We start from the raw sequence: 23,873 nt of genomic DNA, 5'->3' as shown, positions 1-23,873 counted from the left end.
TTAAGTCACTTTGTTAATGGTACCAACCATTTGTATAAGCTAGATTCCCTAAGTTCGCGTGGGCTAGGGCTTTTTTAACTAGTTGCTCATCGTTTTCACATGGTACAAGCTGGTTATTGCTATACGTATAGGTGGTTGCTGGTTTTTGTGGTTGTAACACCACCACTTTATTATCGTGCATATAAGCAAAGTTTTTGTCGTATTGCATCATTGCGCGTTGTTTGTTGTCGCTAATTGGCTTTGATAAATCATGACCTATCATTGGGTGCTTACCACTTGCGCCAATTAAAGACAGTAGAGTAACAGGAATATCGAGCTGACTGGCTAGTTGGTCATAGCGTTTATGAGCTATACCTTTGCCAAAAATAACTGCTGGAATTCTAAAGTGATCAACCGGGACCAAATTCGAACCCGATACGCGTGAGTCGTGATCGGCAATAACTATAAATACGGTGTTGTCCCAGTAGCTCGATTTTTTAGCTTTTTCGATAAATGTACCTAGTGCATAATCGGCATACTTTGCAGCATTATTTCGGGTTTGCTTTTGTTTATCGTACAGCGTTATTTTATCGTCAGGAAAGTCATACGGGCTATGATTAGAGCTGGAAAATATAAGACTAAAAAAGGGTTTATTCTGTTTTTCAAGTTGAGAGAGTTCGAGATCGGCTTGGTCGTATAAGTCTTCGTCTGATGCGCCCCACGAGCCGTTAAAGTCTATTTTATTAAAGTTATTCGTATCTACAATATCTTTAAAGCCATTACCTAAAAAGAAGCTTCGCATGTTATCAAAATGGCTTTCGCCACCATAAATAAACTGGGTGTTGTAATTTTTCTTAGCTAAAAAATCAGCAATGGTAAAAAAGTCGCGTTGTGATTTATCAAGCTTAACAACCGCACGTGAAGGCGTTGGTGTAAACCCTGTAATCACTGCCTCAATTCCACGCACCGAGCGCGTACCCGTGGCGTATAAATTGTTAAATCCCCAGCCTTGCTTGTAAAGGGCGTCAATATTAGGTGTAAGCGGTAAACCGCCAAGCGTACCTACGTAGCGTGCACCTAAACTTTCTTGTAAAATAATGACTAGATTTTTGGGTTTACCTATATTACTTGCGCCATGAAACGTTTTTGTAGGGGCGGTTACATCACTAAATGTGCCTTGCGTGTTTTGCATGTTACTACGCACAATACTAAGCAATTCATCGGTAGGCATTTTGCCATAATAGTCTTGGCTTGATTGCTCATTAGAAAGTTGCTTAACTGCAAACGCGACGCTATAAAGTGAGTTAAGGGTTAAATCGTTAAGCAAGTGATCAGTAGAGAACGAGACCATGGCGGGGTTGAGCGGCCTGTGTCCTAATGAATTACGCGCGCCCAAAATAGTTAAGCATACTAAAACTAACGCTAAAATTGATTGATTTAGTCTCGTTAGTGATGACTTGCTTTGCCATTGATTGCTAAATACTTTACTTGCAAATTTACAGCTTAGAATAAGCGTTATAACAGCAATAAATACTTCTAACTTGTAGCCTGAAAAAATCATTTTTGAGACTTCTTTAGGGTAAATTAAATACTCTATAAATAAGCGGTTTGGGCGCAAGTCGTATTCGTTTATAAATGTAGGGGTAATAACTTCAAAAAAAACGAGTAAAGCCGACATTATTACTAAGTATATTTTAAGTAGCCCACGTACTTTGTTTTGCCAATTTATGCTTTGCATAACTAAAGTCAGTAGTAATGCGGGCATAATAATGTAGCTTAACGTGGCTATATCTACCCTTAAACCACCTATAAATATAGATAACCAGGCATGCGTTCCAAATACACGCTCACCTTGCCAAACACTTAAACCAAAGCGGGCAAGTGTTAAAAAGCTCAGTGCTAAAATAGTAAATACAACAAGAATCCACAGGGGGCCAAGTGCCTGCTTGACTGTAAAATTATTACTTTTAAGTGTTAAGCCCATAATACAGCCCACCAAATAAGAGCAGTAATTAGCATGGCTATAAACACACTGGCTGAGGCAATATCTTTAGCGAGCCCCGAAAGCTCATGGTATTCACGGCCTATCCTATCAACTACAACCTCAACGGCTGTATTTACCAGCTCAGCAAGCAATACAAAAAGCAGGCTGGCTATCAGTAATAACTTGTCGCTTAATGCAATTTCTTGTAGCCACACAAACACTCCAAGTAACGAAAACAGTGCTAGCTCTTGTTGAAACGCCGCTTCAAATCGACTCATCCATTTTAAGCCGTTAAAAGAATGGTTTAAGGTAAAAATAAGGCGCATTAAGCCTTGGCGTTTTTCAACGGTTTTATTGCTCATAGTTTTATTTCGCTTGGTGTTGTTTGGCAGCGAGCAAGTAAATCAAGGGATGCCTGATACGTTTTGCTTTTAATGCCAATTAAATTTAAAAGGGTGTGAAAAATGTTGTTGTGTGAGCGTGCAGCTCGTGTGTCTAAATTAGCTAAACAGGTATTGGTAATGCGTTGGTTATGCTCATCGGCCCACATATAAAGAGGAACATGTGTTTGCGTGCTAGGCGCAAAGCTATACGGAAAGCCATGCAAGTAAGCACCGGCTTCGCCAAGTGATTCACCATGATCAGAGACATATAAAAATTGCTTATCTATGTTGTTCGGCAGTGCTTTTAATTGATCAATTACTTGGGCGTTAACAAAGTCGCTGTACGCAATTGTATTGTCGTAGGTATTAACTAATTCATCGAGTGAGCAGTTTTGAATGTCGCTTCTATCGCACGTAGGCGTAAATTGCTTAAACTTTTCGGGGTAGCGCTTAAAGTAGGTTGGCCCGTGTGAGCCCATCATATGTAGGACGATAACGGTATTAGCTTGGCTTAAATTGGCGAGTTTGCGCTTAAGTGGAGCAAGTAGTGCTTCATCAAAACAATACTTTCCATCGCAAAGCGCTGATGGGGTGGTTGGGATATCAATATTAACAACACGGGTGCATACGTTTTTACAGCCGCTGTTGTTATCAACCCACAGTACATCACTGCCAGCTTGTTGTGCTAGGTCAATCAGGTTTTGTTGGTTGTCGGCTGCTAATCGATCAAAGTTATCTTGTGTTTGCAATGAAAACATACACGGCACAGACACAGCCGTAGCTGTGCCACAAGACGCAACATTATTAAAATACGTTACATTATGCTTTTGTGTATATGGGTTGGTGTTGCGTTTATAACCTTGGTAAGCAAAGTTTTTTGCTCGTGCGGTTTCGCCAACAACTATAACTGTTACGCTGGTGGTATTAGGCGCAATTAAAGTGGGTGCAGTATCTATACTTTTAAATTCTATATTTGAGTACAACAGTTGATCGCGCATATATTTATAACCGCTAGAGAGGTACTGAAATGGAATGATTTCTTTTTTCAAAATGCGATTATTACGGCCAGTGGCTGCGTAGTCGGCGTAAAAGTTGGCGACCACTAAAGCAATTAATAAGCAGCACGCTACAATTAGCTTTACACGGCTAATCGCTTCTTGGTGGGGGCGAGCGAAATGTATTTTCACTTTGCTTAATATAAAAACAGGTAACGCACAAAATAGCAGTAAAAAGCCTATGAGCTGCGGGTTTAAATAGCTCAACGCTTCGCTTGAATCTGTTTCGAACGTGTTTTGAATCATTGAATAGTCAAACACGACGCCGTAACTTAATGAGCCATAAAGCACACCACTCGAAATTATCAGTAAGAGGTAGTTAATAGGTTTTAGTAACCATCTGACCGACACTATCGAAAAGAAAATAATTAAAAGGCATAGCAAAAGTAGCGGGACTGAGAGTAAAAACAGCCATGAAAAAGACGCAAGTGAGGTAATGGCGCTAAACGAACCTTGAATAAAAGGAATGTTTATAACTAAACAGTAATAACAGGCAATCATTACTACAAAGGCGTTAGCACTACAGTGAATGTAAAACCGCTTACTACGATTTGGCTTTTTTTGTACTGGTATTTGGCTAAGTATGTTCATATTTAGGCTCGTTTAAAATAACAACGCCATGCTATGTAACAACACTTAAGAATTGCTTAAGAGAACCTACGTATTACCTGAGGAAAATAAATATTTTTTATTTGCAAAAAACCTCAAAAATTAATCAAACCATAAATGAGAGATATAAGAATAGTGAATTTCCATGCTTGAAATTAAAGCATAAAAAATCCTTTAAATAGATTTATGGTGAATTTTAAAACCACTTAATTTGATTTTTAGTGTTTTTTTTGAATTGAGTTTGGTATTGACTTAAAGGGCTCAGCGCGGTACTAATACATAACAGAGCGAAAGATTACCTTTCGTAACAAATGATTTAAATTTGGTATTAATTACATGCTTACAAATGCACTTAACCTAGTCCTGATTATTATCGTGGTGATTATTCCCGCGAGGGCTTCGTAGTGCTATAAACTTAAGCATTAAAAAGCCCTCCGCACTTAACCGTTCGGAGGGCTTTTTAGTTTTAAGCACAAAGTTTTAAAAATTTTATACCAATTCGCTTAATTAAGTGATCTATTTTGAGGATAGACAAACGTGTTGATAGCTAGGCAAAAAATTCGCTATTTAGTTGTTCTAAATGAGAATTTTTTAACGTAGATAGCGACACTTTTAGCCCCCTAAAAATAATTAAGTATTATTGCGGATTGGTATTAGCTATAAGTTTTAAGTAAGTATTTAATTGGGTTGTCACTGAGGAATGAGGATTTATTAATGACAGGCGCAGAACTAACAATCGATTTATTAGCCAAACACGGCGTTAAAGAGGTATTTGGCTACCCAGGCGGAGCTATTATGCCAATTTACGATGCGCTGTATGGCGCGCCAGTCAAACATTACCTTACTCGTCATGAGCAAGGTGCTGGCTTTGCTGCTGTAGGTTATGCCCGCAGCACAGGTAAATTAGGTGTATGTTTAGCAACATCAGGCCCAGGGGCAACTAACTTAATAACAGCACTTGCCGATGCGATGATGGACTCAGTGCCATTGTTAGCTATTACCGGCCAAGTACCTACTGCAGCCATTGGCTCAGATGCATTTCAAGAAGTAGATGTACTTGGTATGTCGCTTTCGTGTACAAAACACAGTTACATGGTAGAGCGAGCAGAAGATTTAGCCGAAATACTACAAGAGGCCATGCACTTAGCCCAAAGTGGACGCCCAGGCCCTGTACTTGTAGATATTCCAAAAGATATTCAAATGGCGCAAGTGCCTTTTAAACCTTGGTTAGCCGCTGATGAATATTTACCGCAACTTGATTTAAACCAAGTTGCCATTGCCAATCAGTTATTAAGTGAAGCAAAGCAGCCAGTTGCATATGTTGGCGGCGGCGTGCAAGCCGCTGATGCACAAAATGAGTTAATGCAGTTTTTAAATAAAACACAGATGCCAGCAGTATCAACACTTAAGGCATTAGGCAGCGTATTACCAGATTACGAACATTACTTAGGTATGCTAGGCATGCACGGTACACAAGCCGCTAATATAGCAGTACAAGAGTGCGATGTATTAGTGTGTATAGGCGCTCGCTTTGATGACCGCGTAACTGGTAACTTAGCTAAATTTGCAGCCAAAGCAAAAGTAATCCACTTAGATATAGATGCAGCTGAAGTAGGTAAACGTAAACCTGCTAAAGCCTCATTAATTGCTGATTTAAAAACGTCATTACCGGCACTTGAATGTGTTGTAACCCCTAAAGCATGGTGCGATACAAATAAGCAGTTAAGCGTAAAGCATGCCTGGCGCTACGACTACCCAGGCGAAAAAGTATTTGCCCCGTATTTATTGAACCAATTAAGCCAGCGTATGCCAAAAACAGGCGTAGTGTGCTGCGATGTTGGTCAGCATCAAATGTGGGTAGCGCAACACATGAAGTTTAGTCACCCGAGTAATCATTTAAGTAGCGGTGGCGCAGGCACAATGGGCTTTGGTTTACCGGCCGCCATTGGTGCGCAAGTAGCGCGCCCAGACGATTTTGTAATAACGGTGTCGGGTGATGGCTCAATCATGATGAACATTCAAGAGCTTGCGACTATTCGCCGTAACAATTTACCAGTAAAAATACTAATATTAGATAACCAACGCTTAGGTATGGTTCGCCAATGGCAGGAGCTATTTTTTGAAGGACGTTATTCTGAAACAAACCTTTCAGATAACCCTGATTTTGTTCAGTTAGCCGCTGTATTTGGTATTCCTGGGCAAACAATTACACATGCAAATCAAGTTGATGATGCAATAACAGCATTAGTTAACAGCAAAGGGCCGTATATAGTACATGCCTGCATAGACGATAAAGAAAACGTATGGCCACTTGTACCACCAGGGGCTGCAAATGACGAAATGATTACGGAGAAAGCACAATGAAACACAGCCTAACTATTGCATTAAAGAGCCAAAGTATAGCGGTCGAGCGTTTTTTACGTGTAGTGCGTCACCGTGGTTTTGACCTTACGCATTTTCAGCTCAATATGGATGATGGCCACTACAATGTTGCAATGACAGTAGACAGCGATAAACCAATCCATCTTTTAACAAGCCAGTTAAATAAGCTGGTGGACGTTAAAGAAATCACTTTACAAAATTTACAGCAACAAGCTGTGTAATTGCTAACAATACAAATTTACGAGTAATTGAATAACAGTTACTCACCAATTTTTAGAATGAGGAATGCCCGCTTACAGAGCGGCAAAACAGAGGTAACTATGGCTAAATTAAGAAGTGCAACAACAACTGAAGGACGTAAACGCGCAGGCGCACGTGCATTATGGCGCGCAACAGGCATGACCGACACAGACTTTGGTAAACCAATTATTGCTGTAGTTAACTCGTTTACACAATTTGTACCAGGGCACGTACACCTTAATCAGCTTAGTGAGTTAATGGCTGAAACAATCACTCAAGCGGGTGGCGTACCAAAAGAATTTAATACCATCGCCATTGATGACGGTATCGCAATGGGCCACGGCGGTATGCTTTACTCACTGCCTTCTCGCGATTTAATTGCCGACTCGGTTGAGTACATGGTTAACGGCCACTGCGCCGATGCGATGATCTGTATTTCTAACTGTGACAAAATTACCCCAGGGATGATGCTTGCAGCGCTACGCTTAAATATACCGGTTATTTTTGTATCGGGCGGACCAATGGAAGCGGGTAAAACAAAACTTGCTAACATTGATATTAAATTAGATTTAGTAGATGCCATGGTTAAAGGCGCTGATGAGTCGGTAAGTGATGCTGATTCAGAGCAAGTAGAGCGCTCTGCATGTCCTACTTGTGGGTCGTGTTCAGGCATGTTTACTGCAAACTCAATGAACTGCTTATTAGAAGCTATTGGCCTTGCACTACCGGGTAACGGTACAACGCTTGCAACCCATAAAGACCGTAAGCAACTTTATGTAGAAGCGGGTGCTCGCATTGTTGATTTATGTCGTGAGTACTACCAAAAAGATAACCAAGACGTACTGCCTCGCGCTATTGCTAACAAAACAGCCTTTATGAACTCTATGGTTGTTGATATTGCTATGGGTGGTTCATCTAATACTGTATTGCATTTATTAGCAGCCGCACAAGAAGCCGGCGTAGATTTTGATATGTCGCACATTGATGAGCTATCTCGCAAAACTCCGTTTTTATGTAAGGTAGCCCCAGCAACACCAGAATATCACATTGAAGATGTTCACCGCGCTGGCGGCATGATGGCAATTGTGCGTGAGCTAGGCAAAGCCGGTTTAGTTGATTTATCGGTAAACCACGTAGCGGGTATGACAATGGGTGAGCTTGTTAAAAAGTGGGATGCGACAGATCCTACAAACGAAGCAGCACAAAAGTTTTACCGCGCTGGCCCTGCTGGTATTCGTACTACAAAAGCAATGAGCCAAGAGTGCCGTTGGGATGAAGGTGATAACGACCGAGAACATGGTTGTATTCGTAGTGTTGAGCACGCATTTAGACAAGATGGCGGCTTAGCTGTACTTTCAGGTAACTTAGCGGTTGATGGTTGTATTGTTAAAAGCGCAGGCGTAGTTGACGAAATGCTACATTTTGAAGGCACTGCAGTGGTGTACGAATCACAAGATGATTCAGTAGAAGGTATTTTAAACGACGAAGTAAAAGCCGGTGACATTGTTGTTATTCGTTACGAGGGCCCTAAAGGCGGCCCAGGTATGCAAGAAATGCTGTACCCAACGAGCTACTTAAAATCAAAAGGCTTAGCTGAAAAGTGTGCATTGATCACCGATGGTCGTTTTTCGGGTGGTACATCAGGCTTATCTATTGGCCACGTATCGCCAGAAGCGGCAAGCGGTGGTGCCATTGCGTATGTTGAAAATGGCGACAAGATTATCATTGATATTGCAACACGTGAAATCACCTTGGCATTAAGCGATGAAGAACTTGAAGCGCGTAAGCAAAAACAACTAGCTCGCGGTAAATTAGCCTACAAACCGGTTGATCGTGAGCGTTATGTGTCGTCGGCATTAAAAGCGTATGCACTACTTGCAACCAGTGCTGATAAAGGCGCTGTACGTGATTTAGCCAAACTGGAGGAGCTTAGCTAATTATGGTTTCTCAAGAGCTTGATTATTTTCGCGCTATTATTCAGGCAAATATGGAGCCTTTGGCAAAAGTTACTGAGGTCAGCGAAATGGCTCAGCTCAGTGCTAAGCTAGGGAACCATGTATGGCTTAAGCGTGAGGATCAACAGCCCGTGTATTCGTTTAAATTACGCGGTGCATACAATAAATTAAATAAGTTACCAAAAGGGTCTGTTGTTATTACGGCATCGGCTGGTAACCATGCTCAGGGGGTGGCACTTAGTGCATCTCACCTTGGGCACCAAGCCACTATTGTTATGCCAGTAACAACGCCTGAAATAAAAGTAAGCGCAGTACGTGCGCTTGGTGGCGAAGTGGTATTACATGGTCATCATTTTGATGCGGCAAAAGCACACGCCCTAGAACTTACTGAGCAGCGTAATGGTGTATTTGTTCCGCCTTTTGATGACCCAGACGTTATCGTTGGGCAAGGCACTGTTGCCCGCGAGTTAATGCAGCAACTCAACGAGCTTGATGCCGTATTTATACCTGTTGGCGGTGGCGGTTTACTTGCTGGTATGGCTGTTTATATCAAGTCATTACGCCCTGATATAAAAGTTATTGGCGTAGAAGCTGACGAAAGCGCATGTTTACAAGCAGCACTTAAAGCGGGTGAGCCGGTAGAGCTTGACCGTGTTGGTAGTTTTGCTGATGGTGTTGCTGTAAAAATTATCGGTAGTGAAACATTTCGTTTAGCCCAAAAGTTTTGCGACGAAGTAATCACTGTGACTAGCGATGAAATTTGCGCTGCCATGCAAGATATTTTTGTCTCTACTCGCGCAATTGCAGAGCCTTCTGGCGCTCTTGCAACGGCAGGGCTTAAAAAGTGGAGCCAACAATCGGGCTTAAAAGGGCTGCATTTAGCAGCGGTGCTTTCGGGTGCTAACTTAAACTTTGATCGTCTTCGTTACGTAGCAGAGCGCACTGCGCTAGGTGAAAAAAACGAAGCGTTATTAGCCGTTACTATTAAAGAAGAAAAAGGCAGCTTTAAGCAGTTTTGTGCTTCTTTAGGTGGCCGTGCTATTACTGAGTTTAACTACCGTTATGCAGGACCTGGTGAAGCGCAGATATTTGTAGGTATTGCCCTGCGCCAAGGCGAGCAAGAGCTTAATGAGCTAAAGCAAGACTTAACAAGTAACGACTATCAATTTTGCGATCTATCAGACAACGAACTCGCTAAATTACATGTGCGTTACATGGTTGGGGGCAAAGCACCAGAGCAATTACATGAACGTCTACTTCGCTTTGAGTTTCCTGAATATCCGGGCGCACTTGCACGCTTTTTAGATACGCTTGGTAGTAATTGGAATATTACGCTATTTCATTATCGCAATCATGGCGGCTCTATGGGTAATGTACTGGCTGGCTTTGCTATTGAGCCAAGCCAATTTGATATGTTCAACGAGTATTTAAACCGTTTAGGTTATAGCGTTCAAGATGAAACACAAAATCCATGTTTTACGCAGTTTTTAACATCTCAATCGCAAAACCCCAAAGCTGACGATTTAGTCTCAGCTTAATCCTCATATAAGCAAGCGCTCTAAGTAGGGTGCTTGCTTTATCTTGTGTTTTACATATAGTTACAAGTATTTACCATTATTTGGAACTCCCAGTTGCCTATTAAAGGATTAATACTCGTAACGTTACTTTTTTGCAGCCAGCTTATGGCACAAGAGCATGTGACTTTACAGTTAAAATGGACACATCAATTTCAATTTGCCGGTTACTACATGGCCAAAGAAAAAGGATATTACAAAGAACTCGGCTTAGACGTAACTATTAACCCGGCCAACCCTTTTATGCCCGACACCTTTGCACCGGTGGCTTCAAATAAAGCGCAATTTGGTGTAGCGCATTCTGGTATTTTACAGCAAAAAGTAAAGGGTCAGCCTTTTGTTGCCATGGCTGCTATTTTACAGTTTTCACCTTATTGCTGGATGGTTAAAGACACTTCAGATATTTTTCATCCCCGAGACTTTGTTAATAAACGTATTACTAAAGTAAGCCGCCTAGACAGCACTGAGCTATTGGTAATGCTTAAGCGCAGTGGTATAGATGTAGATAACCTTGCAGTTTATGACGGTGAAAACCCAACTCAAGCATGGGTAGAAAATAAGCTTGATGCTACACAGGTGTATGTCACTAATCAGCCCTATTACATGACTCAGCAAGGCATAGCCCATAGGCTTGTTTGCCCGCAGCGCTACGGAATGGACGTATATGGTGATATTCTATTTACGAGTCAATACATGCTTAAAAAGCATCCCAAAACGGTTGAGAACTTTTATCAAGCAAGTTTAAAAGGGTGGCGTTATGCCATGATGAACATGGATGAAGCGATTGCTATTACGCAATTAAAATACGCTAATCATAAAAATTTCCATCAATTAGCGTATGAAGCTGAAGTACTTCGAGAGTATATTATGCCGCCCACAACTAACCTAGGTAATATGTCGATGGCAAAATGGCGCCTGATAGCCGATTTATATGGCATTGGGCAAAATGAGTTTGATGAAGTAAAAGCTGACTTTATTTATAATTACGAAGAGCCAGAAACTATGCAGTTATCGTGGATGTTAATTGCTGCAATACTGGTGAGTATAATTTCTATTCCGCTGTACTTACGGCTTATTTTTAGCAAAAAGTAAGCGTTTAAAAGCGCTTAACTGGTATAATAAATCGTCTTTTTTTAGTTTAAGCTGTTATGACGTTAGCTGAGCGATTTTTTGCACTTGATACATTTTTAATGAGCACTCGCCAATATTGGCAGTGTACAGCGTTTGATTTTGAGAGCTGCCCGTGGCCAGAGTTAACAACCTTACTTAATAACTTAACTGATCAACAAGTCGTTGAACTTGATTGTGATCAGGAGCGGCTGTATGAGTTTTTTGCCCCTCATATAAATAACGTAAGTAAACTAGCTTTACTGTGCGAAATACCACAAATTAATGCTTCTCGCAGTGACTACCCATTTTGGATAAGTACGGGTATTAAAGGGCGTAAGTTTGAGCAGCTACAAGACTTTGTATCGGCATTACCTAACTCTGCTGAGCCAGTTATAGAGTGGTGCGCAGGCAAAGGACATTTAGGTCGAATGCTTGCTTTTAATGGCGCAAGTAGTGTGCACAGTATTGAACTTCAAGCTAATTTATGTGAACAAGGACAAAAAAGTGCTCAGCAACAAGGTTTAGCAATGCACTTTAGCCAAGCTGATGTACTGAGTGACGACACTCAGTCTTTTTTTAACGAAGACACCCACGCTGTTGCACTGCATGCATGTGGGGCACTACATCAAGTATTTATGCAAAAAGCATGCTTTGCCAAAGCCAAGCAAATTAGTTTCTCCCCCTGTTGCTATCATTTATATACGCCAAATAACTATCATGCAATGAGTGACGCTGCTAAGCAAAGTGAGCTTAATTTAACTCATCGAGACTTAAAGTTAGCTCTGCAAGAAACCGTTACTGCGCCTTCTCGATTAGATAAAGTGCGTAAAACAGAACTTGAATGGCGTCTTGGGTTTGACGCGCTTAGAAAATCGATAACTAACGAGCAGTCATATGTCAGTGTGCCATCGGTTAACAAGGCTATATTTTCAGATTCATTTAAATCATTTTGTGCATGGGCTGCTGAGAAAAAAGCATTAAATTTACCTCAAGGTATTGATTATGAATCGTTTTTAAATATTGGCCAAGCAAAAAAGAAAGTCACTGACCGAGTTGAACTGGTTCGACATGTGTTCAGAAGGGCAATTGAGGTTTGGCTTGTACTCGATCGTGCTTTATATTTGCAACAGCAAGGTTATCAAGTGAGTGTTAAAACGTTTTGCGAAAAGCAGTTAACACCACGTAATATATTGATTCTTGCCAATATAAATTAAATTCCCTGTCCTCGACTTAATAAGAGATGCAATGAGAAAGTTAAAAAATTTATTCGAAAACAACAAACGCTGGGCTAAACGCACAAGTGAAGCAGATCCTGAGTTTTTTAAAATTTTATCAATGCAACAAAACCCAGAATACCTATGGATTGGTTGCTCAGATTCTCGTGTTCCTGCAAACCAAATAGTTGATTTATTACCCGGTGAGTTATTCGTACACCGCAACGTAGCAAACGTTGTAGTGCACACCGATCATAACTGTTTATCTGTAATGCAATACGCAGTTGAAGTGTTAAAAGTAAAACATATTATGGTGGTAGGCCACTATGGTTGTGGTGGCGTACAAGCTGTATTAAACGATGCTAAATTTGGCTTTATTGACAACTGGCTTCGCCACGTAGGTGACGTGAAAGAAAAACACCTTGAGCATCTTAATGCTATGGATGAAACACAGCGCTTGAGCCGTCTTATTGAGCTTAATGTAATAGAACAAGTGCGCAATGTGTGTAGAACCAACATAGTGCAAGACGCATGGGAAAAAGGGCAAGACTTGACGATTCATGGTTGGGTTTACGGCCTTGAAAATGGCCACTTACATGACTTAGAAGCAGTTGTAACTTGCGCCGCAGAAGAAACCGAAAGTTATAAAAGAGCGGTACAGCACGTTTTTAAAAAAGCGGGCTGTGAGTAACTTAGCGCATGGCTAAAACGGCGGTTTTAATAGGTGCTACAGGCTTAGTGGGCAATGAGCTACTGCATAAGCTACTAAGTAGTGAACATTACTCAAAGGTAGTGACTTTAAGCCGTCGTGATTTAGCTATTTCGCATGTTAAATTAGTAAACCATGTGATTGATTTTGATAAACTGACTCAATATTCAGAACTCATTAAAGGCGATGTTTTTTTCTCTTGCTTAGGTACTACGCTTAAACAAGCGGGTTCAGTAGCTGAGCAGCGAAAAGTCGATTTTGATTATCAATTTATAGCGGCGCAATTAGCTGCAAATAACAATATTCCCCATTACTGTTTAGTTTCTTCTAGCGGGGCTAATGCACACAGTCGTAGCGCATACTTAAAAATGAAAGGAGCGCTTGAAGTTCAAGTTAAGCAGCTTAATTTTTCTAAGTGCAGTATTTTTCAGCCATCGTTGTTATTAGGTGAGCGTAAACAATTTAGAGCGGCCGAAAAAATAGGGAGTTATATTTTTCCGGTTATTACAATGCTGCCTTTTTTAAAGCGTTATAAGCCAATTACGGGCAAACAAGTTGCGCAAAAAATGCATACGGTGAGCATTGAGCAGCAAGCTGCGTTATCGTATTACGTGCTCGATGAGTTATTTAAATATAGCTAAAAATACAAAAGGCAGCCTAAGCTGCCTTTTGTATTTTTACGCTTAATTATTCAGCGTCTGATTTAGCACTTAGCTGCTGCTCAAGTAGGGCAACTTTTGCTTCTAATTCTGTCAGTTTTTCGCGAGTACGAATTAGCACTTGGCTTTGCACATCAAATTCTTCACGGCTTACAAAGTCCATTTCAGCAAGCTTGTTTTGTAAAACTTGCTTAGTTTTACCTTCAAGTGTGTCTGCTAAGTTTTTTACACCTTGTGGCATATTGCTCGTAATTTGCTTTGCAATTTCTTCAAGTTTTGCTGGGTTGATCATAATTGTCCCTTCGGCCTTGCCTAAAATGATAATAACTCATATTACCTTATACCCAATGTATTTAACACATGATCATCTTTATCGAATTAATTAAGGCAATTGCTTTGCCTGCTGTGGTGGTTACGTTAAAATTGCGCGTCTTTTAAATCTCTTTGGTCGTTATGAAACTCAATCCTAAACAAGATGAAGCAGTAAAATATATTAGTGGTCCATGCTTAGTTTTAGCTGGCGCAGGCTCTGGTAAAACCCGTGTTATAACAAATAAAATTGCTTACTTGGTACAACAATGTGAATACAAAGCGCGAAATATTGCAGCTGTAACGTTTACAAATAAAGCCGCTAAAGAGATGCGTGAGCGCGTGTTACAAACGCTTAATAAGCAAGAGGCAAAAGGATTATGGGTATCGACGTTTCATACCTTAGGCCTTGAAATAATAAAAAAAGAGTTAAAAACGTTAGGCTTTAAAGAGGGCTTTTCGTTATTTGATGATCAAGACACTAACCAGCTTTTAAACGATTTAACTGAAGACGAATTAAAAAACGATAAAGACTTACTCAAGCTATTAAAAATGCAAATAGGCAATTGGAAAAATGAACTCATTTTACCAGAGCAAGCAGTGCGTGAGGCACGCGATGCACAGCAGTCTTTATTTGCACAGTTATATGCGCGTTATCAAATTCAGCTGCGCGCCTATAACGCATTAGATTTTGATGATCTTATCATGATCCCAACGTTATTACTTACCAATAACGAGACTTCTCGAGAGCGATGGCAGCAACGCTTTAAGTACTTGCTGGTGGATGAGTATCAAGATACCAATACCAGCCAATATCAGCTTGTTAAGCTACTTGTTGGTGAGCGCGCACGTTTTACTGTGGTAGGTGATGATGACCAATCTATTTACTCATGGCGTGGTGCAAGGCCGCAAAACTTAATCCTTTTAAGTAAAGACTACCCTGGCCTTAGACTCATAAAGCTTGAGCAAAACTATCGTAGTGCACAACGAATTCTTAAATCGGCAAATATACTTATTGCAAATAACCCACACGATATTGAAAAGAAATTATTTAGTGAGTTAGGTTACGGCGAACCCATTAAAGTAATTGGTTGTCGTGATGAAGAGCATGAGTCGGAGCGTGTAGTTGCAGAGATCATATCTCATAAGTTTATGAAACGAACGAGCTATAAAGATTACGCTATTTTGTATCGCGGGAATCACCAGGCTCGTGGTTTTGAAAAATCATTAATGAGCAACCGTATACCCTATAAAATAAGCGGTGGAATGTCGTTTTTCTCTCGCTCAGAAATCAAAGATATTATGGCGTATCTACGTTTGCTAGTTAACCAGGATGACGATAACGCATTTTTACGCATTGTTAATACGCCGCGTCGTGAAATAGGCACGGTAACCCTTGAAAAGTTAGGAACGCTTGCAAACGAAAAACACCAAAGTTTATTTGCAACCTGTTTTGATAACGACTTAGGCTACAGACTTAAAGGCCGTGGCTTAAATGCGCTTTCGGGATTTGCTCGCTGGGTAGTAGAGCTATCTGACAATGCAGTGCGCAGCGATACACTAGAAGCCGTCAAAGATTTAGTTCGTAACATAAACTACGAAGCTTACCTGTATGAGTCATCACCGAGTGCAAAAGCGGCTGAAATGCGAATGAAGAACGTTTCTGAATTGTATCGATGGATCACCGATATGCTCACCGGCGATGCTGATAACGAGCCGATGACGCTCGCTGAAGTTGTAAGTAAGCTAACCCTTCGCGATATGCTTGAGCGCAACGAAGAAGAAGATGAGTCAGATGCAGTGCAACTACTTACTCTACATGCATCAAAAGGCTTAGAGTATCCGTATGTGTTTATGGTTGGCATGGAAGAGGGGCTTTTACCACACCAAGTCAGTATTGATGAAGATAACGTAGATGAAGAGCGCCGCCTAGCGTATGTAGGTATTACTCGAGCGCAGCAAGAGTTGACACTAACGTATGCAAAAATACGTCGTCAATTTGGAGAAACATCGCAAACGGAGCTAAGCCGGTTTGTACAAGAGTTACCGCAAGACGATTTAGCATTTGAGAACAAAAAAGCGCCCAACACTCAAGCTGAACGAATGGAAAAAGGCCAAGCTCGTGTTGCAAACTTACGGGCTATGCTTAAAAAGCCAGAGTAGCTTAACTTAGCTGTGACTGAGACACCGCAGATATGCCTTGTGCATGTGTGAGCGTGTGTTGCTTACCTACAAAAAAGGCTAGTCCGTGCTTATCTAATAGGGCTCTAAAATTAAGTATAGATGGGCCTTTAGCAATTACTTTCATATTCTTAAGTTTGGTAATTGCTAGTACACCTTGTAGCTGTAAATCAACGCTATCTTGTTGTAAAACACGTTTACTAAATGTGGAGCTAAGCAGTAAGTAATCGAAATTTATATCGGTTAGTAAGTTTAGCTCGCATCTATCTTTAGCAAAGTTATTCAGCCCAATAGAAAACCCTAACTGAGGTAGCTTTTTAAGGTTTTCTATTTGTGTTGCACTAGCATGGCGAATTTCTTGCTCATCAAATAACAAGCATAGCTGGCTTAAGCCTTGTTGTTTATTTAATACATCGGTAAAAACAATAAACTCTAACTGTTCAAGTAAATTACTTGAACATGGCACTAGTGCCATTGCTACATTGGCACTGAGTGCTTGTGAATAGGCCTGCTGCAACAATTCTAATTCAACTTGTACATGCTGATCTTTATCTGTTGCAAACTTTTTCAAAATATCAAAACTAGTGCAACCTAAGACGGGGTGTTCGCCAAAGGCTTCAAATAAAGACTCTGATTGAAATTGCTCATTGAGCGTAATAATTTCGCTGCTTCTAAAATGCATTGGCAGTAGGTCTAGATGATGAAGTGTCTGCGATTCTTGTGTAGGAATTGATTGAGTTAATAATGGATGAAACAGCTCGTAGCGGTCACGACCTGAATTTTTAGCATAATACATGGCGGCATCAGCATCACGGATAATTTCATCGGTGTGAGTATATTGTGGTTGTGAAAAGGTCACACCAATACTTGCGCCACTTTGTATACACGTACCTTTGCTACAAAATGGTTTTTTCATTATATCAATAATACGATTAGCAACGTCTTCAGCTTGCTGTGGCTCAGTTAAGTGGGTTAATAAAATAACAAACTCATCGCCACCTAAGCGCGCTAGTAAATCGTGTTCACGTATACAATGCGCAAATAAATCACCTACGCTTATTAAAAATTGATCGCCAGCTTGGTGTCCTAACTGATCGTTTATATCTTTAAATTTATCTAAATCAATAAATAAAACTGCAAAATGATGATCGGGAAAACGCTGATAGTGCTGCAGTGTTTTCTCTAGTTGCGTTAAAAATAAGCTGCGGTTAGGTAAGCCGGTTAACGAGTCGTGATGAGCATCGTGATAAAGTTGTTGCTCAATTTTTTTACGTTCATCTATTTGCATCTGTAAGTGCAGATTAGCTTGCTGAAGCTCTTTTGTTTTTTCGCTAACTCTAAACTCAAGCTCTTGGTGACTTTTTTCAATCGCTTGATTGGCAAGCTTAGTTTGTAAAACAGCAGCAATTTGATGCGATACAAAGGTAATTAGTTCACAATCGTCTTGGCTAAAAATATGTTTATTATTATATGCTTGGCAAACTATTAAGCCTATTACACCTTGTGATGTTTTAAGAGGAGCACCTAGCCAACTCGTTGCTTTTTGCTCTAAAGGTACAGGGGCTGAGCGCTGTACAACGCCGCTTTTTAATAGCTCCTTAGCTCTACAAGGGTGTATGAGCTGCGTTTGCTCAGTGCTAATTACTAACTCGCTATAACCTTTAGCAAAACGTCGAGGCTTTGCTACATCTCTAAACTCATCAGCGTAATAGGGAAAGTCTATCCAACCGCTTTCTTTGTTATATAGCGCGATATATAAATTGTCGGCATAGGTAATGGTTTTTATTATTTGATGTATTTGAACGTAAGCGTCATCAAGGTTTTTTGCTTGTGTGGCAAGTTCAGAAATTTTAAATAATATTTGTTGTCGTTGTAGCGCGCGCTTTCTCTGCTCTACTTCAATATTCAATGCATCATTACTTTGCGTAAGTGCACGGGTACGGATTTTTACTTCTGATTCAAGTAACTCACGTTTTTTTACACGCTCAATTGCCGTTGCTAAATAAAGTGACATAACTTCTAAGAGCTGTATTTGCCCAGAGCTATACCCTTGTTGGGTATCGTAGCTTTGTGCGGCAAGTACGCCAATAATATTTTTTTCTTGATAAACCGGAACGCCTACCCAATGCTCCGCAGGTGTACCTAATGCTTTAAATAAGCCATTTTCTGCGGCTTGTTGCATTTGTTTTTTTGTAAAATAAGCGGTTTTACCTTGCTTAAATACATAACCCGTAGCCCCCTCATCAAAACTATTTGATTGGTTGAGCGCTACAGCAATACCGTCTTTCTCATCTGAAAAATAAGATAGTTCCAATGAGTTGTTATACGAATTAGAAAGCACGACATAAAAGCTTTTACTCGGTACATATTTTTGCAATATATCGTGGATGGCAGGATAAAGTAGGGTTAGCTCGGCAACAGTACTCGCTTGCTCTGATAATTGTATCAGAGCACTTTGTAGATGGTGAGATTGCTTGTACTTTTCTAATAGCGCTTTGAGCTTTTTATTTTGGTGCGCTAATTTACTCGGTACATTGGGTTTATCTTCCAATGACGTTGACCGACTGTTTTTATTGTATAGTTATTGCTCTTATAATTTCACTTTTAAGGGGACGGGTCAAGTAGCTATTGTGGTAAAAATGCGGCTAAAAGCGTTAAAAAGGCATTAAAAAAGGCCTACCTAGGGTAAGCCTTTTTACATAACTAAATATGTTTACTTAGATGTCATGAAATCGATAGCAGCGCTAATCTCGTCATCAGAACAATCCATACAAGTACCTTTAGGAGGCATTGCATTAAAACCATTAAGTGCATGCTCAAGTAAAGTGTCTTTACCTTTAGCTATACGTGGAGCCCAATCATCAGCTGATTTAGGTGCACCTAATGCACCAGTACCATGACATGCAAAACAAGCACCTTGGTATACTTGCTCACCTGAACGTGGGCCTGTTGGCTCAGCAGCAACAGCTGCTTTGTCGCCTTCAAGGTATACAGCACCAACCGGCGCGAGACGTTTTTTAATTGCATCTTCAGTCATAGACTTATCATATGGCTGTGCGTATGCGGTGGTTGCTAGCATTACTAATACTGCAGCTGTTAGTTTTTTCATTTTGCCTTGCTCACTTCGATTTGAACGTGATCAATCACGATTATAGATGACGGAAATTAAACCGATTATAACTCTCTGAAGCAATTTATAAAACGCTAAGAGACTATTTTATTAATAAAACTGGCTAATTTTTGCGTTAACGCAATAAAATTTAAAAATTAACGTTACTTTGCAAAGTAAATAAACAAAGTTAATTAGCTACATTACAAGCGGTCACTTTAAATTAGTCCAACGACAATACGCAGCGTACAAGCTTTGCGATCCCTGCATCGGCTTCAACAAGCGATTGCGCAAGCATATAAGCAGGAGTGGTTACTAATTTATTTGGTTGATCAATTACAATATCATCAACAGCACAGTTTACATGCTTAGCGCCAAGTGATGTTAATGCATTTGCTGTGTCTTCATCAGTGCCGATAGTAAGTGAAGCACCTTCATAAATAAAGGGGATCAAAGCTGGAGCTATACACATATAACCAGCCGGTTTTTTTGCTTTTGCAAATGCTTTACCTGCTTCAAGTACTTCAGTGTTGATAGTGGCATTTGTACCGTTAATAGCAAAGTCACATAAGTTTTTTGCCGCTCCAAAACCACCCGGAACAATTAGCGCATCAAATTGTTGTACGTCTAATTCTTTCAGCGCTTTTATATCGCCTCTGGCAATACGTGCAGCTTCTACAAGTACATTACGAGTTTCGGGCATTTCTTCACCCGTTATATGGTTTAAAGTGTGATGCTGTGTTATATCTGGTGCAAAGCACTGATAACTAGCATCATTTTTAGCTATGTGCAAAAGGCTAAGTACGGCTTCATTAATTTCGCTACCATCAAAAACACCAGACCCTGCTAAAATTACGGCTACTTTTTTCATGCTTTTGTGCTCCTTAAATCATTTTTATAAGTCGATTGGATGAAGTCTAACATGCCCAAAATTTCTCGCTAAAATAAATTTTTAGTATAAAAAGCATTCGCTGCGCAAGCTATTTTGCGGTTTATGCCATTTGCGATCACTTCGCCTTTAAAAAAATTATAAAGGATCGCTATGATCTTTGATCCATTATGCTAGAATACTCCTCCGGTTATTTAAATGGATACAAATAATCAAAGTGACTAACAGCGGATGTAACAGTTAGAAAACCTTTTTCCACATTGGTTTAAAATAATAAAAAAAGAACCTCGTATTATCTTTTTTAAACAAAAACAAACAGTTAAAGTATTTTCTAAGCATTTTATATTGCTTCGGAAGAATAGCTTGTGGCTGTTATCTACATACTTATCCACAGCTTGCTCTAATTTATATACCACGACGGATGATAATTCACAGTCGTTTTATTTACTGCCTTATGGCATGCTTACAATTACCTTAATTTTTTGTATTTAGGATCCAAATTCACCATGGCTCAGATCCCCGAAAACCCACTAATTTTAGTTGATGGCTCTTCATATTTATTTCGTGCTTATCATTCTCCGCCGCATTTGACTAATTCAAAAGGCGAGGCTACCGGGGCTATTTACGGTGTGATCAACATGCTTAAAAGCCTAATCAGACAATATGATCCGTCGCACATGGTAGTGGTGTTTGATGCCAAAGGTAAAACCTTTCGTAATGATATGTATAGCGAGTATAAAGCTAACCGCCCGCCTATGCCGGACGACTTACGGACGCAAATAGCACCAATACACAGCATTATTAAAGCAATGGGTTTTCCGCTTATTAGCATTGAAGGTGTTGAAGCCGATGATGTAATTGGGACCTTTGCACGCATAGCATCAGAGCAAAAACGTCATGTACTCGTTTCAACGGGTGATAAAGATATGGCTCAGCTTGTAAATGAGCATGTAACACTTATTAATACCATGACCGACAGTATTTCAGACCCACAAACCGTAGTAGAAAAATTCGGTGTAGGCCCTGAGCTAATTATCGATTATTTAGCATTGATGGGTGACAAGGTTGATAACATACCGGGTGTTGAAGGATGCGGTCCTAAAACAGCTGTTAAGTGGCTTCAAAAATACGGTTCGCTTCAAGGTGTAATGGATAACGCTGGTGACATTAAAGGTAAAATTGGTGAAAAGTTAGCAACGGCGCTTGATCACCTGCCTTTAAGTTATGAGCTTGCAACAATAAAATGTGATGTTGAGGTTGAATCTGATCTTGATACCTTTAAGCTCCAAGAGCCAAATAAAGATGAGTTAATTGCATTATATGGTGAATGCGAATTTCGTCGTTGGTTAGCAGAATTATTGGATGATCCTAAAACCGCAGATACACATATAGATGTGCCTACTGAGGCAAATGAGCTGCCAAAAGTAGAAGATGCACATTACGAAACTATTTTAACCGAATCACAATTTGATACGCTTATTGAGCAGTTAAATAGTGCTGATTTATTTGCGTTTGATACCGAAACAACCAGCCTTGATTATATGCAAGCGCAGTTAGTCGGTATGAGCTTTTCAGTAAAAGCGGGTGAAGCAGCTTACTTACCTGTTGCGCACGACTACCCAGGAGCACCTGAGCAATTAAGCCTTGAGTTTGTAATGCAAAAACTTGGGCCAATTTTAGCTGATGCAAATAAAGCCAAAGTAGGACAAAATCTTAAGTACGATAAAAGTGTGCTGGCTAATGCCGGTTATGAACTTAACGGTATTAAGTTTGACACTATGCTTGAGTCGTACGTATTTAATAGCGTAGGCACACGCCATGACATGGATTCATTAGCACTTAAATACCTAGGCCATAAAAATATTAGCTTTGAAGATATTGCTGGCAAAGGTAAAAAGCAGCTTACCTTTAATCAAATTGAGCTTGAAAAAGCCGCACCTTATGCTGCTGAAGATGCGGATATAACTCTGCGTTTACACGAAGTGCTGTGGCCTAAATTAGCGGCAGATGAAAAGCTAAAATCGGTATTTGAAGAAATAGAAATGCCTTTGGTAAATGTTATTTCGGATATAGAACGCACAGGTGTAGCAATTGATAGCAACATGCTTGCAGCGCACAGCCAACGCTTAGGTGAACGTTTACTTGAACTTGAAAAAGAAGCATATGAAATAGCGGGCGAACCATTTAACTTAAGCTCACCAAAACAATTACAAGTTCTATTATTTGAAAAGCTTGAGCTGCCAGTTATTAAAAAAACGCCTAAAGGTGCGCCTTCAACGGCTGAAGAAGTACTGCAAGAGCTTGCCCATGATTATCCATTACCAAAAGTAATTATTGAACATCGTGGATTATCTAAGCTTAAATCAACGTATACCGACAAATTACCGTTAATGGTCAATGAGAAAACGCAACGTGTGCATACGTCTTATCATCAAGCGGTTACAGCAACAGGGCGTTTAAGCTCAACCGATCCTAACTTACAAAATATACCAATTCGCTCTGAAGAGGGACGCCGTATTCGTGAAGCCTTTATAGCCGCAGAAGGTTATAAAATTGTAGCTGCCGATTATAGCCAAATTGAGCTACGTATTATGGCGCACTTATCGCAAGATAAAGGCCTACTTAATGCCTTTGCAAACGGTTTAGATGTTCACAGTGCAACTGCTGCTGAAGTATTTGGTGTTGAGCTTGATGATGTAACCACAGATATGCGCCGTAAAGCTAAAGCAGTAAACTTTGGTTTAATTTATGGAATGTCAGCCTTTGGTTTAGCGCGTCAGCTTGATGTGCCACGTCACGAAGCGCAGCACTATATTGATAAATACTTTGAGCGTTTCCCTGGTGTACTTGAATACATGGAAACAACCCGCGAAAAAGCCGCTGAAAATGGGTATGTAGAAACTATTTTTGGTCGTCGCCTGCATTTACCAGAAATCAATGCGCGCAATGGCGCTCGACGCAAAGGTGCTGAACGTGCAGCAATTAATGCACCAATGCAAGGCACAGCGGCAGACATTATTAAAAAAGCAATGTTAAGTGTACATAGCTGGGTAAGCGAGCAGGCACCAAATACGATTAAGTTACTTATGCAAGTTCACGATGAACTGGTATTTGAGATTAAAACGGATTGTGCACAAGCGTACACAAAACAAATTTGTGAACTCATGTCGCAAGCAGCCATACTTGATGTGCCTTTAATCGTAGAAGCCGATGAAGGTGAAAACTGGGAACAAGCTCACTAATACTTAATTATTTATTTACTTTAAAGCGCCACTAGGCGCTTTTTTTATGACTGTAAAAAACTAGCGCAATAATGCTTTAGGTTTTTGCTGTGAACAAGGTTTAGTTAAAAGTAGGTTAATTTAAGCAACTATTTGTATTAAATAGTTATATGTTCGTCAATTCGAACTGTTTTTGAGGAATATCATTGTATTTTTATGCGCTCTTTTGTTAAAGTCCCGCCCGTCCTCATCCTGTAGGACATCCTGTTGATGATGCATCTGAAAGGATGCAACAAATTGATAGCTTCTCC

At 40.2% G+C, this 23,873-nt stretch carries 17 protein-coding genes; 10 read left to right on the top strand and 7 right to left on the bottom strand.

All coding sequences use genetic code 11. From position 1 onward, the window contains the following. Positions 1-13 precede the first annotated feature (13 nt). From ATS74_RS04020 to ATS74_RS04010, 3 genes are read right to left on the bottom strand one after another with little or no spacing between them, the layout of a single operon-like run. On the bottom strand, positions 14-1,963 hold the full coding sequence (locus tag ATS74_RS04020; RefSeq protein WP_058547658.1) for an LTA synthase family protein: 1,950 nt from the start codon (positions 1,961-1,963) through the stop codon (positions 14-16). Continuing rightward, the gene (locus ATS74_RS04015; protein ID WP_058547657.1) at positions 1,954-2,325 is read right to left on the bottom strand and encodes a diacylglycerol kinase; all 372 of its coding nucleotides are present in this window, start codon (positions 2,323-2,325) and stop codon (positions 1,954-1,956) included. The genes ATS74_RS04020 and ATS74_RS04015 overlap by 10 nt, the downstream gene beginning before the upstream one ends. Next, positions 2,322-3,992, bottom strand: coding sequence for a phosphoethanolamine transferase (locus tag ATS74_RS04010; protein ID WP_058547656.1), 1,671 nt, complete (start codon positions 3,990-3,992; stop codon positions 2,322-2,324). Before ATS74_RS04010 ends, ATS74_RS04015 begins: the two co-directional genes overlap by 4 nt. 732 nt (positions 3,993-4,724) lie before the next feature. Here ATS74_RS04010 and ilvG point away from each other — a divergent pair. From ilvG to ATS74_RS03970, 8 genes are all read left to right on the top strand, one after another. Then, a complete protein-coding gene (ilvG, locus tag ATS74_RS04005; RefSeq protein WP_058547655.1) occupies positions 4,725-6,374 on the top strand; it encodes an acetolactate synthase 2 catalytic subunit in 1,650 nt (549 codons plus the stop codon). Beyond that, positions 6,371-6,613 (top strand): acetolactate synthase 2 small subunit, encoded by a 243-nt coding sequence (gene ilvM, locus ATS74_RS04000; RefSeq protein ID WP_006793049.1) that lies wholly within the window; start codon positions 6,371-6,373, stop codon positions 6,611-6,613. Before ilvG ends, ilvM begins: the two co-directional genes overlap by 4 nt. A 99-nt stretch (positions 6,614-6,712) precedes the next feature. Further along, on the top strand, positions 6,713-8,569 hold the full coding sequence (gene ilvD, locus ATS74_RS03995; RefSeq protein ID WP_058547654.1) for a dihydroxy-acid dehydratase: 1,857 nt from the start codon (positions 6,713-6,715) through the stop codon (positions 8,567-8,569). Positions 8,570-8,571: 2 nt separating this feature from the next. Further along, positions 8,572-10,125 (top strand): threonine ammonia-lyase, biosynthetic, encoded by a 1,554-nt coding sequence (ilvA, locus tag ATS74_RS03990; protein WP_058547653.1) that lies wholly within the window; start codon positions 8,572-8,574, stop codon positions 10,123-10,125. Positions 10,126-10,269: 144 nt separating this feature from the next. Then, positions 10,270-11,253 (top strand): ABC transporter substrate-binding protein, encoded by a 984-nt coding sequence (locus tag ATS74_RS03985; protein ID WP_058547677.1) that lies wholly within the window; start codon positions 10,270-10,272, stop codon positions 11,251-11,253. A gap of 56 nt (positions 11,254-11,309) precedes the next feature. Further along, the gene (locus tag ATS74_RS03980) at positions 11,310-12,485 is read left to right on the top strand and encodes a methyltransferase (RefSeq protein WP_058547652.1); all 1,176 of its coding nucleotides are present in this window, start codon (positions 11,310-11,312) and stop codon (positions 12,483-12,485) included. Between the two features lie 31 nt (positions 12,486-12,516). Then, complete coding sequence (gene can, locus ATS74_RS03975; protein WP_058547651.1) at positions 12,517-13,176, top strand: carbonate dehydratase; 660 nt, start codon at positions 12,517-12,519, stop codon at positions 13,174-13,176. Positions 13,177-13,184: 8 nt separating this feature from the next. Then, entirely contained in the window at positions 13,185-13,835 is a 651-nt protein-coding gene (locus ATS74_RS03970; RefSeq protein WP_058547650.1) for an NADH dehydrogenase, read from the top strand. A 46-nt stretch (positions 13,836-13,881) separates the two neighbouring features. Here the strand turns inward: ATS74_RS03970 and ubiK are convergent, their stop codons facing one another. Next, a complete protein-coding gene (ubiK, locus tag ATS74_RS03965) occupies positions 13,882-14,145 on the bottom strand; it encodes a ubiquinone biosynthesis accessory factor UbiK (RefSeq protein ID WP_058547649.1) in 264 nt (87 codons plus the stop codon). Between the two features lie 161 nt (positions 14,146-14,306). Between ubiK and rep the strand changes: the two genes are divergently transcribed. Next, a complete protein-coding gene (gene rep, locus ATS74_RS03960; RefSeq protein WP_058547648.1) occupies positions 14,307-16,325 on the top strand; it encodes a DNA helicase Rep in 2,019 nt (672 codons plus the stop codon). Between the two features lies 1 nt (position 16,326). On the opposite strand, the gene ATS74_RS03955 is transcribed toward rep, so the two are convergent. The 3 genes from ATS74_RS03955 to elbB all read right to left on the bottom strand — a co-directional run bounded on the left by ATS74_RS03955 (position 16,327) and on the right by elbB (position 20,323). Beyond that, positions 16,327-18,894, bottom strand: a complete 2,568-nt coding sequence (locus tag ATS74_RS03955) for a diguanylate cyclase domain-containing protein (protein WP_058547647.1) — start codon at positions 18,892-18,894, stop codon at positions 16,327-16,329. Positions 18,895-19,056: 162 nt separating this feature from the next. Beyond that, positions 19,057-19,452, bottom strand: coding sequence for a c-type cytochrome (locus tag ATS74_RS03950; protein ID WP_058547646.1), 396 nt, complete (start codon positions 19,450-19,452; stop codon positions 19,057-19,059). A gap of 223 nt (positions 19,453-19,675) precedes the next feature. Then, positions 19,676-20,323, bottom strand: coding sequence for an isoprenoid biosynthesis glyoxalase ElbB (gene elbB / locus ATS74_RS03945; protein ID WP_058547645.1), 648 nt, complete (start codon positions 20,321-20,323; stop codon positions 19,676-19,678). Positions 20,324-20,847: 524 nt separating this feature from the next. Here elbB and polA point away from each other — a divergent pair. After that, positions 20,848-23,583 (top strand): DNA polymerase I, encoded by a 2,736-nt coding sequence (polA, locus tag ATS74_RS03940; RefSeq protein WP_058547644.1) that lies wholly within the window; start codon positions 20,848-20,850, stop codon positions 23,581-23,583. Positions 23,584-23,873: the final 290 nt, after the last annotated feature.

It is taken from the genome of Pseudoalteromonas sp. H103, from assembly GCF_001469205.1.
In the GTDB taxonomy this organism is placed as follows: Bacteria; Pseudomonadota; Gammaproteobacteria; order Enterobacterales; family Alteromonadaceae; genus Pseudoalteromonas; species Pseudoalteromonas carrageenovora.
This window is presented reverse-complemented; position numbering and strand designations above follow the sequence as displayed.

Bases quoted from the DNA above. Each gene is read 5' to 3' on its own strand.
- ATS74_RS04020 (WP_058547658.1), bottom strand. From the start codon at position 1,963: ATGGGCTTAACACTTAAAAGTAATAATTTTACAGTCAAGCAGGCACTT.
- ATS74_RS04015 (WP_058547657.1), bottom strand. From the start codon at position 2,325: ATGAGCAATAAAACCGTTGAAAAACGCCAAGGCTTAATGCGCCTTATT.
- ATS74_RS04010 (WP_058547656.1), bottom strand. From the start codon at position 3,992: ATGAACATACTTAGCCAAATACCAGTACAAAAAAAGCCAAATCGTAGT.
- ilvG (WP_058547655.1), top strand. From the start codon at position 4,725: ATGACAGGCGCAGAACTAACAATCGATTTATTAGCCAAACACGGCGTT.
- ilvM (WP_006793049.1), top strand. From the start codon at position 6,371: ATGAAACACAGCCTAACTATTGCATTAAAGAGCCAAAGTATAGCGGTC.
- ilvD (WP_058547654.1), top strand. From the start codon at position 6,713: ATGGCTAAATTAAGAAGTGCAACAACAACTGAAGGACGTAAACGCGCA.
- ilvA (WP_058547653.1), top strand. From the start codon at position 8,572: ATGGTTTCTCAAGAGCTTGATTATTTTCGCGCTATTATTCAGGCAAAT.
- ATS74_RS03985 (WP_058547677.1), top strand. From the start codon at position 10,270: ATGGCACAAGAGCATGTGACTTTACAGTTAAAATGGACACATCAATTT.
- ATS74_RS03980 (WP_058547652.1), top strand. From the start codon at position 11,310: ATGACGTTAGCTGAGCGATTTTTTGCACTTGATACATTTTTAATGAGC.
- can (WP_058547651.1), top strand. From the start codon at position 12,517: ATGAGAAAGTTAAAAAATTTATTCGAAAACAACAAACGCTGGGCTAAA.
- ATS74_RS03970 (WP_058547650.1), top strand. From the start codon at position 13,185: ATGGCTAAAACGGCGGTTTTAATAGGTGCTACAGGCTTAGTGGGCAAT.
- ubiK (WP_058547649.1), bottom strand. From the start codon at position 14,145: ATGATCAACCCAGCAAAACTTGAAGAAATTGCAAAGCAAATTACGAGC.
- rep (WP_058547648.1), top strand. From the start codon at position 14,307: ATGAAACTCAATCCTAAACAAGATGAAGCAGTAAAATATATTAGTGGT.
- ATS74_RS03950 (WP_058547646.1), bottom strand. From the start codon at position 19,452: ATGAAAAAACTAACAGCTGCAGTATTAGTAATGCTAGCAACCACCGCA.
- elbB (WP_058547645.1), bottom strand. From the start codon at position 20,323: ATGAAAAAAGTAGCCGTAATTTTAGCAGGGTCTGGTGTTTTTGATGGT.
- polA (WP_058547644.1), top strand. From the start codon at position 20,848: ATGGCTCAGATCCCCGAAAACCCACTAATTTTAGTTGATGGCTCTTCA.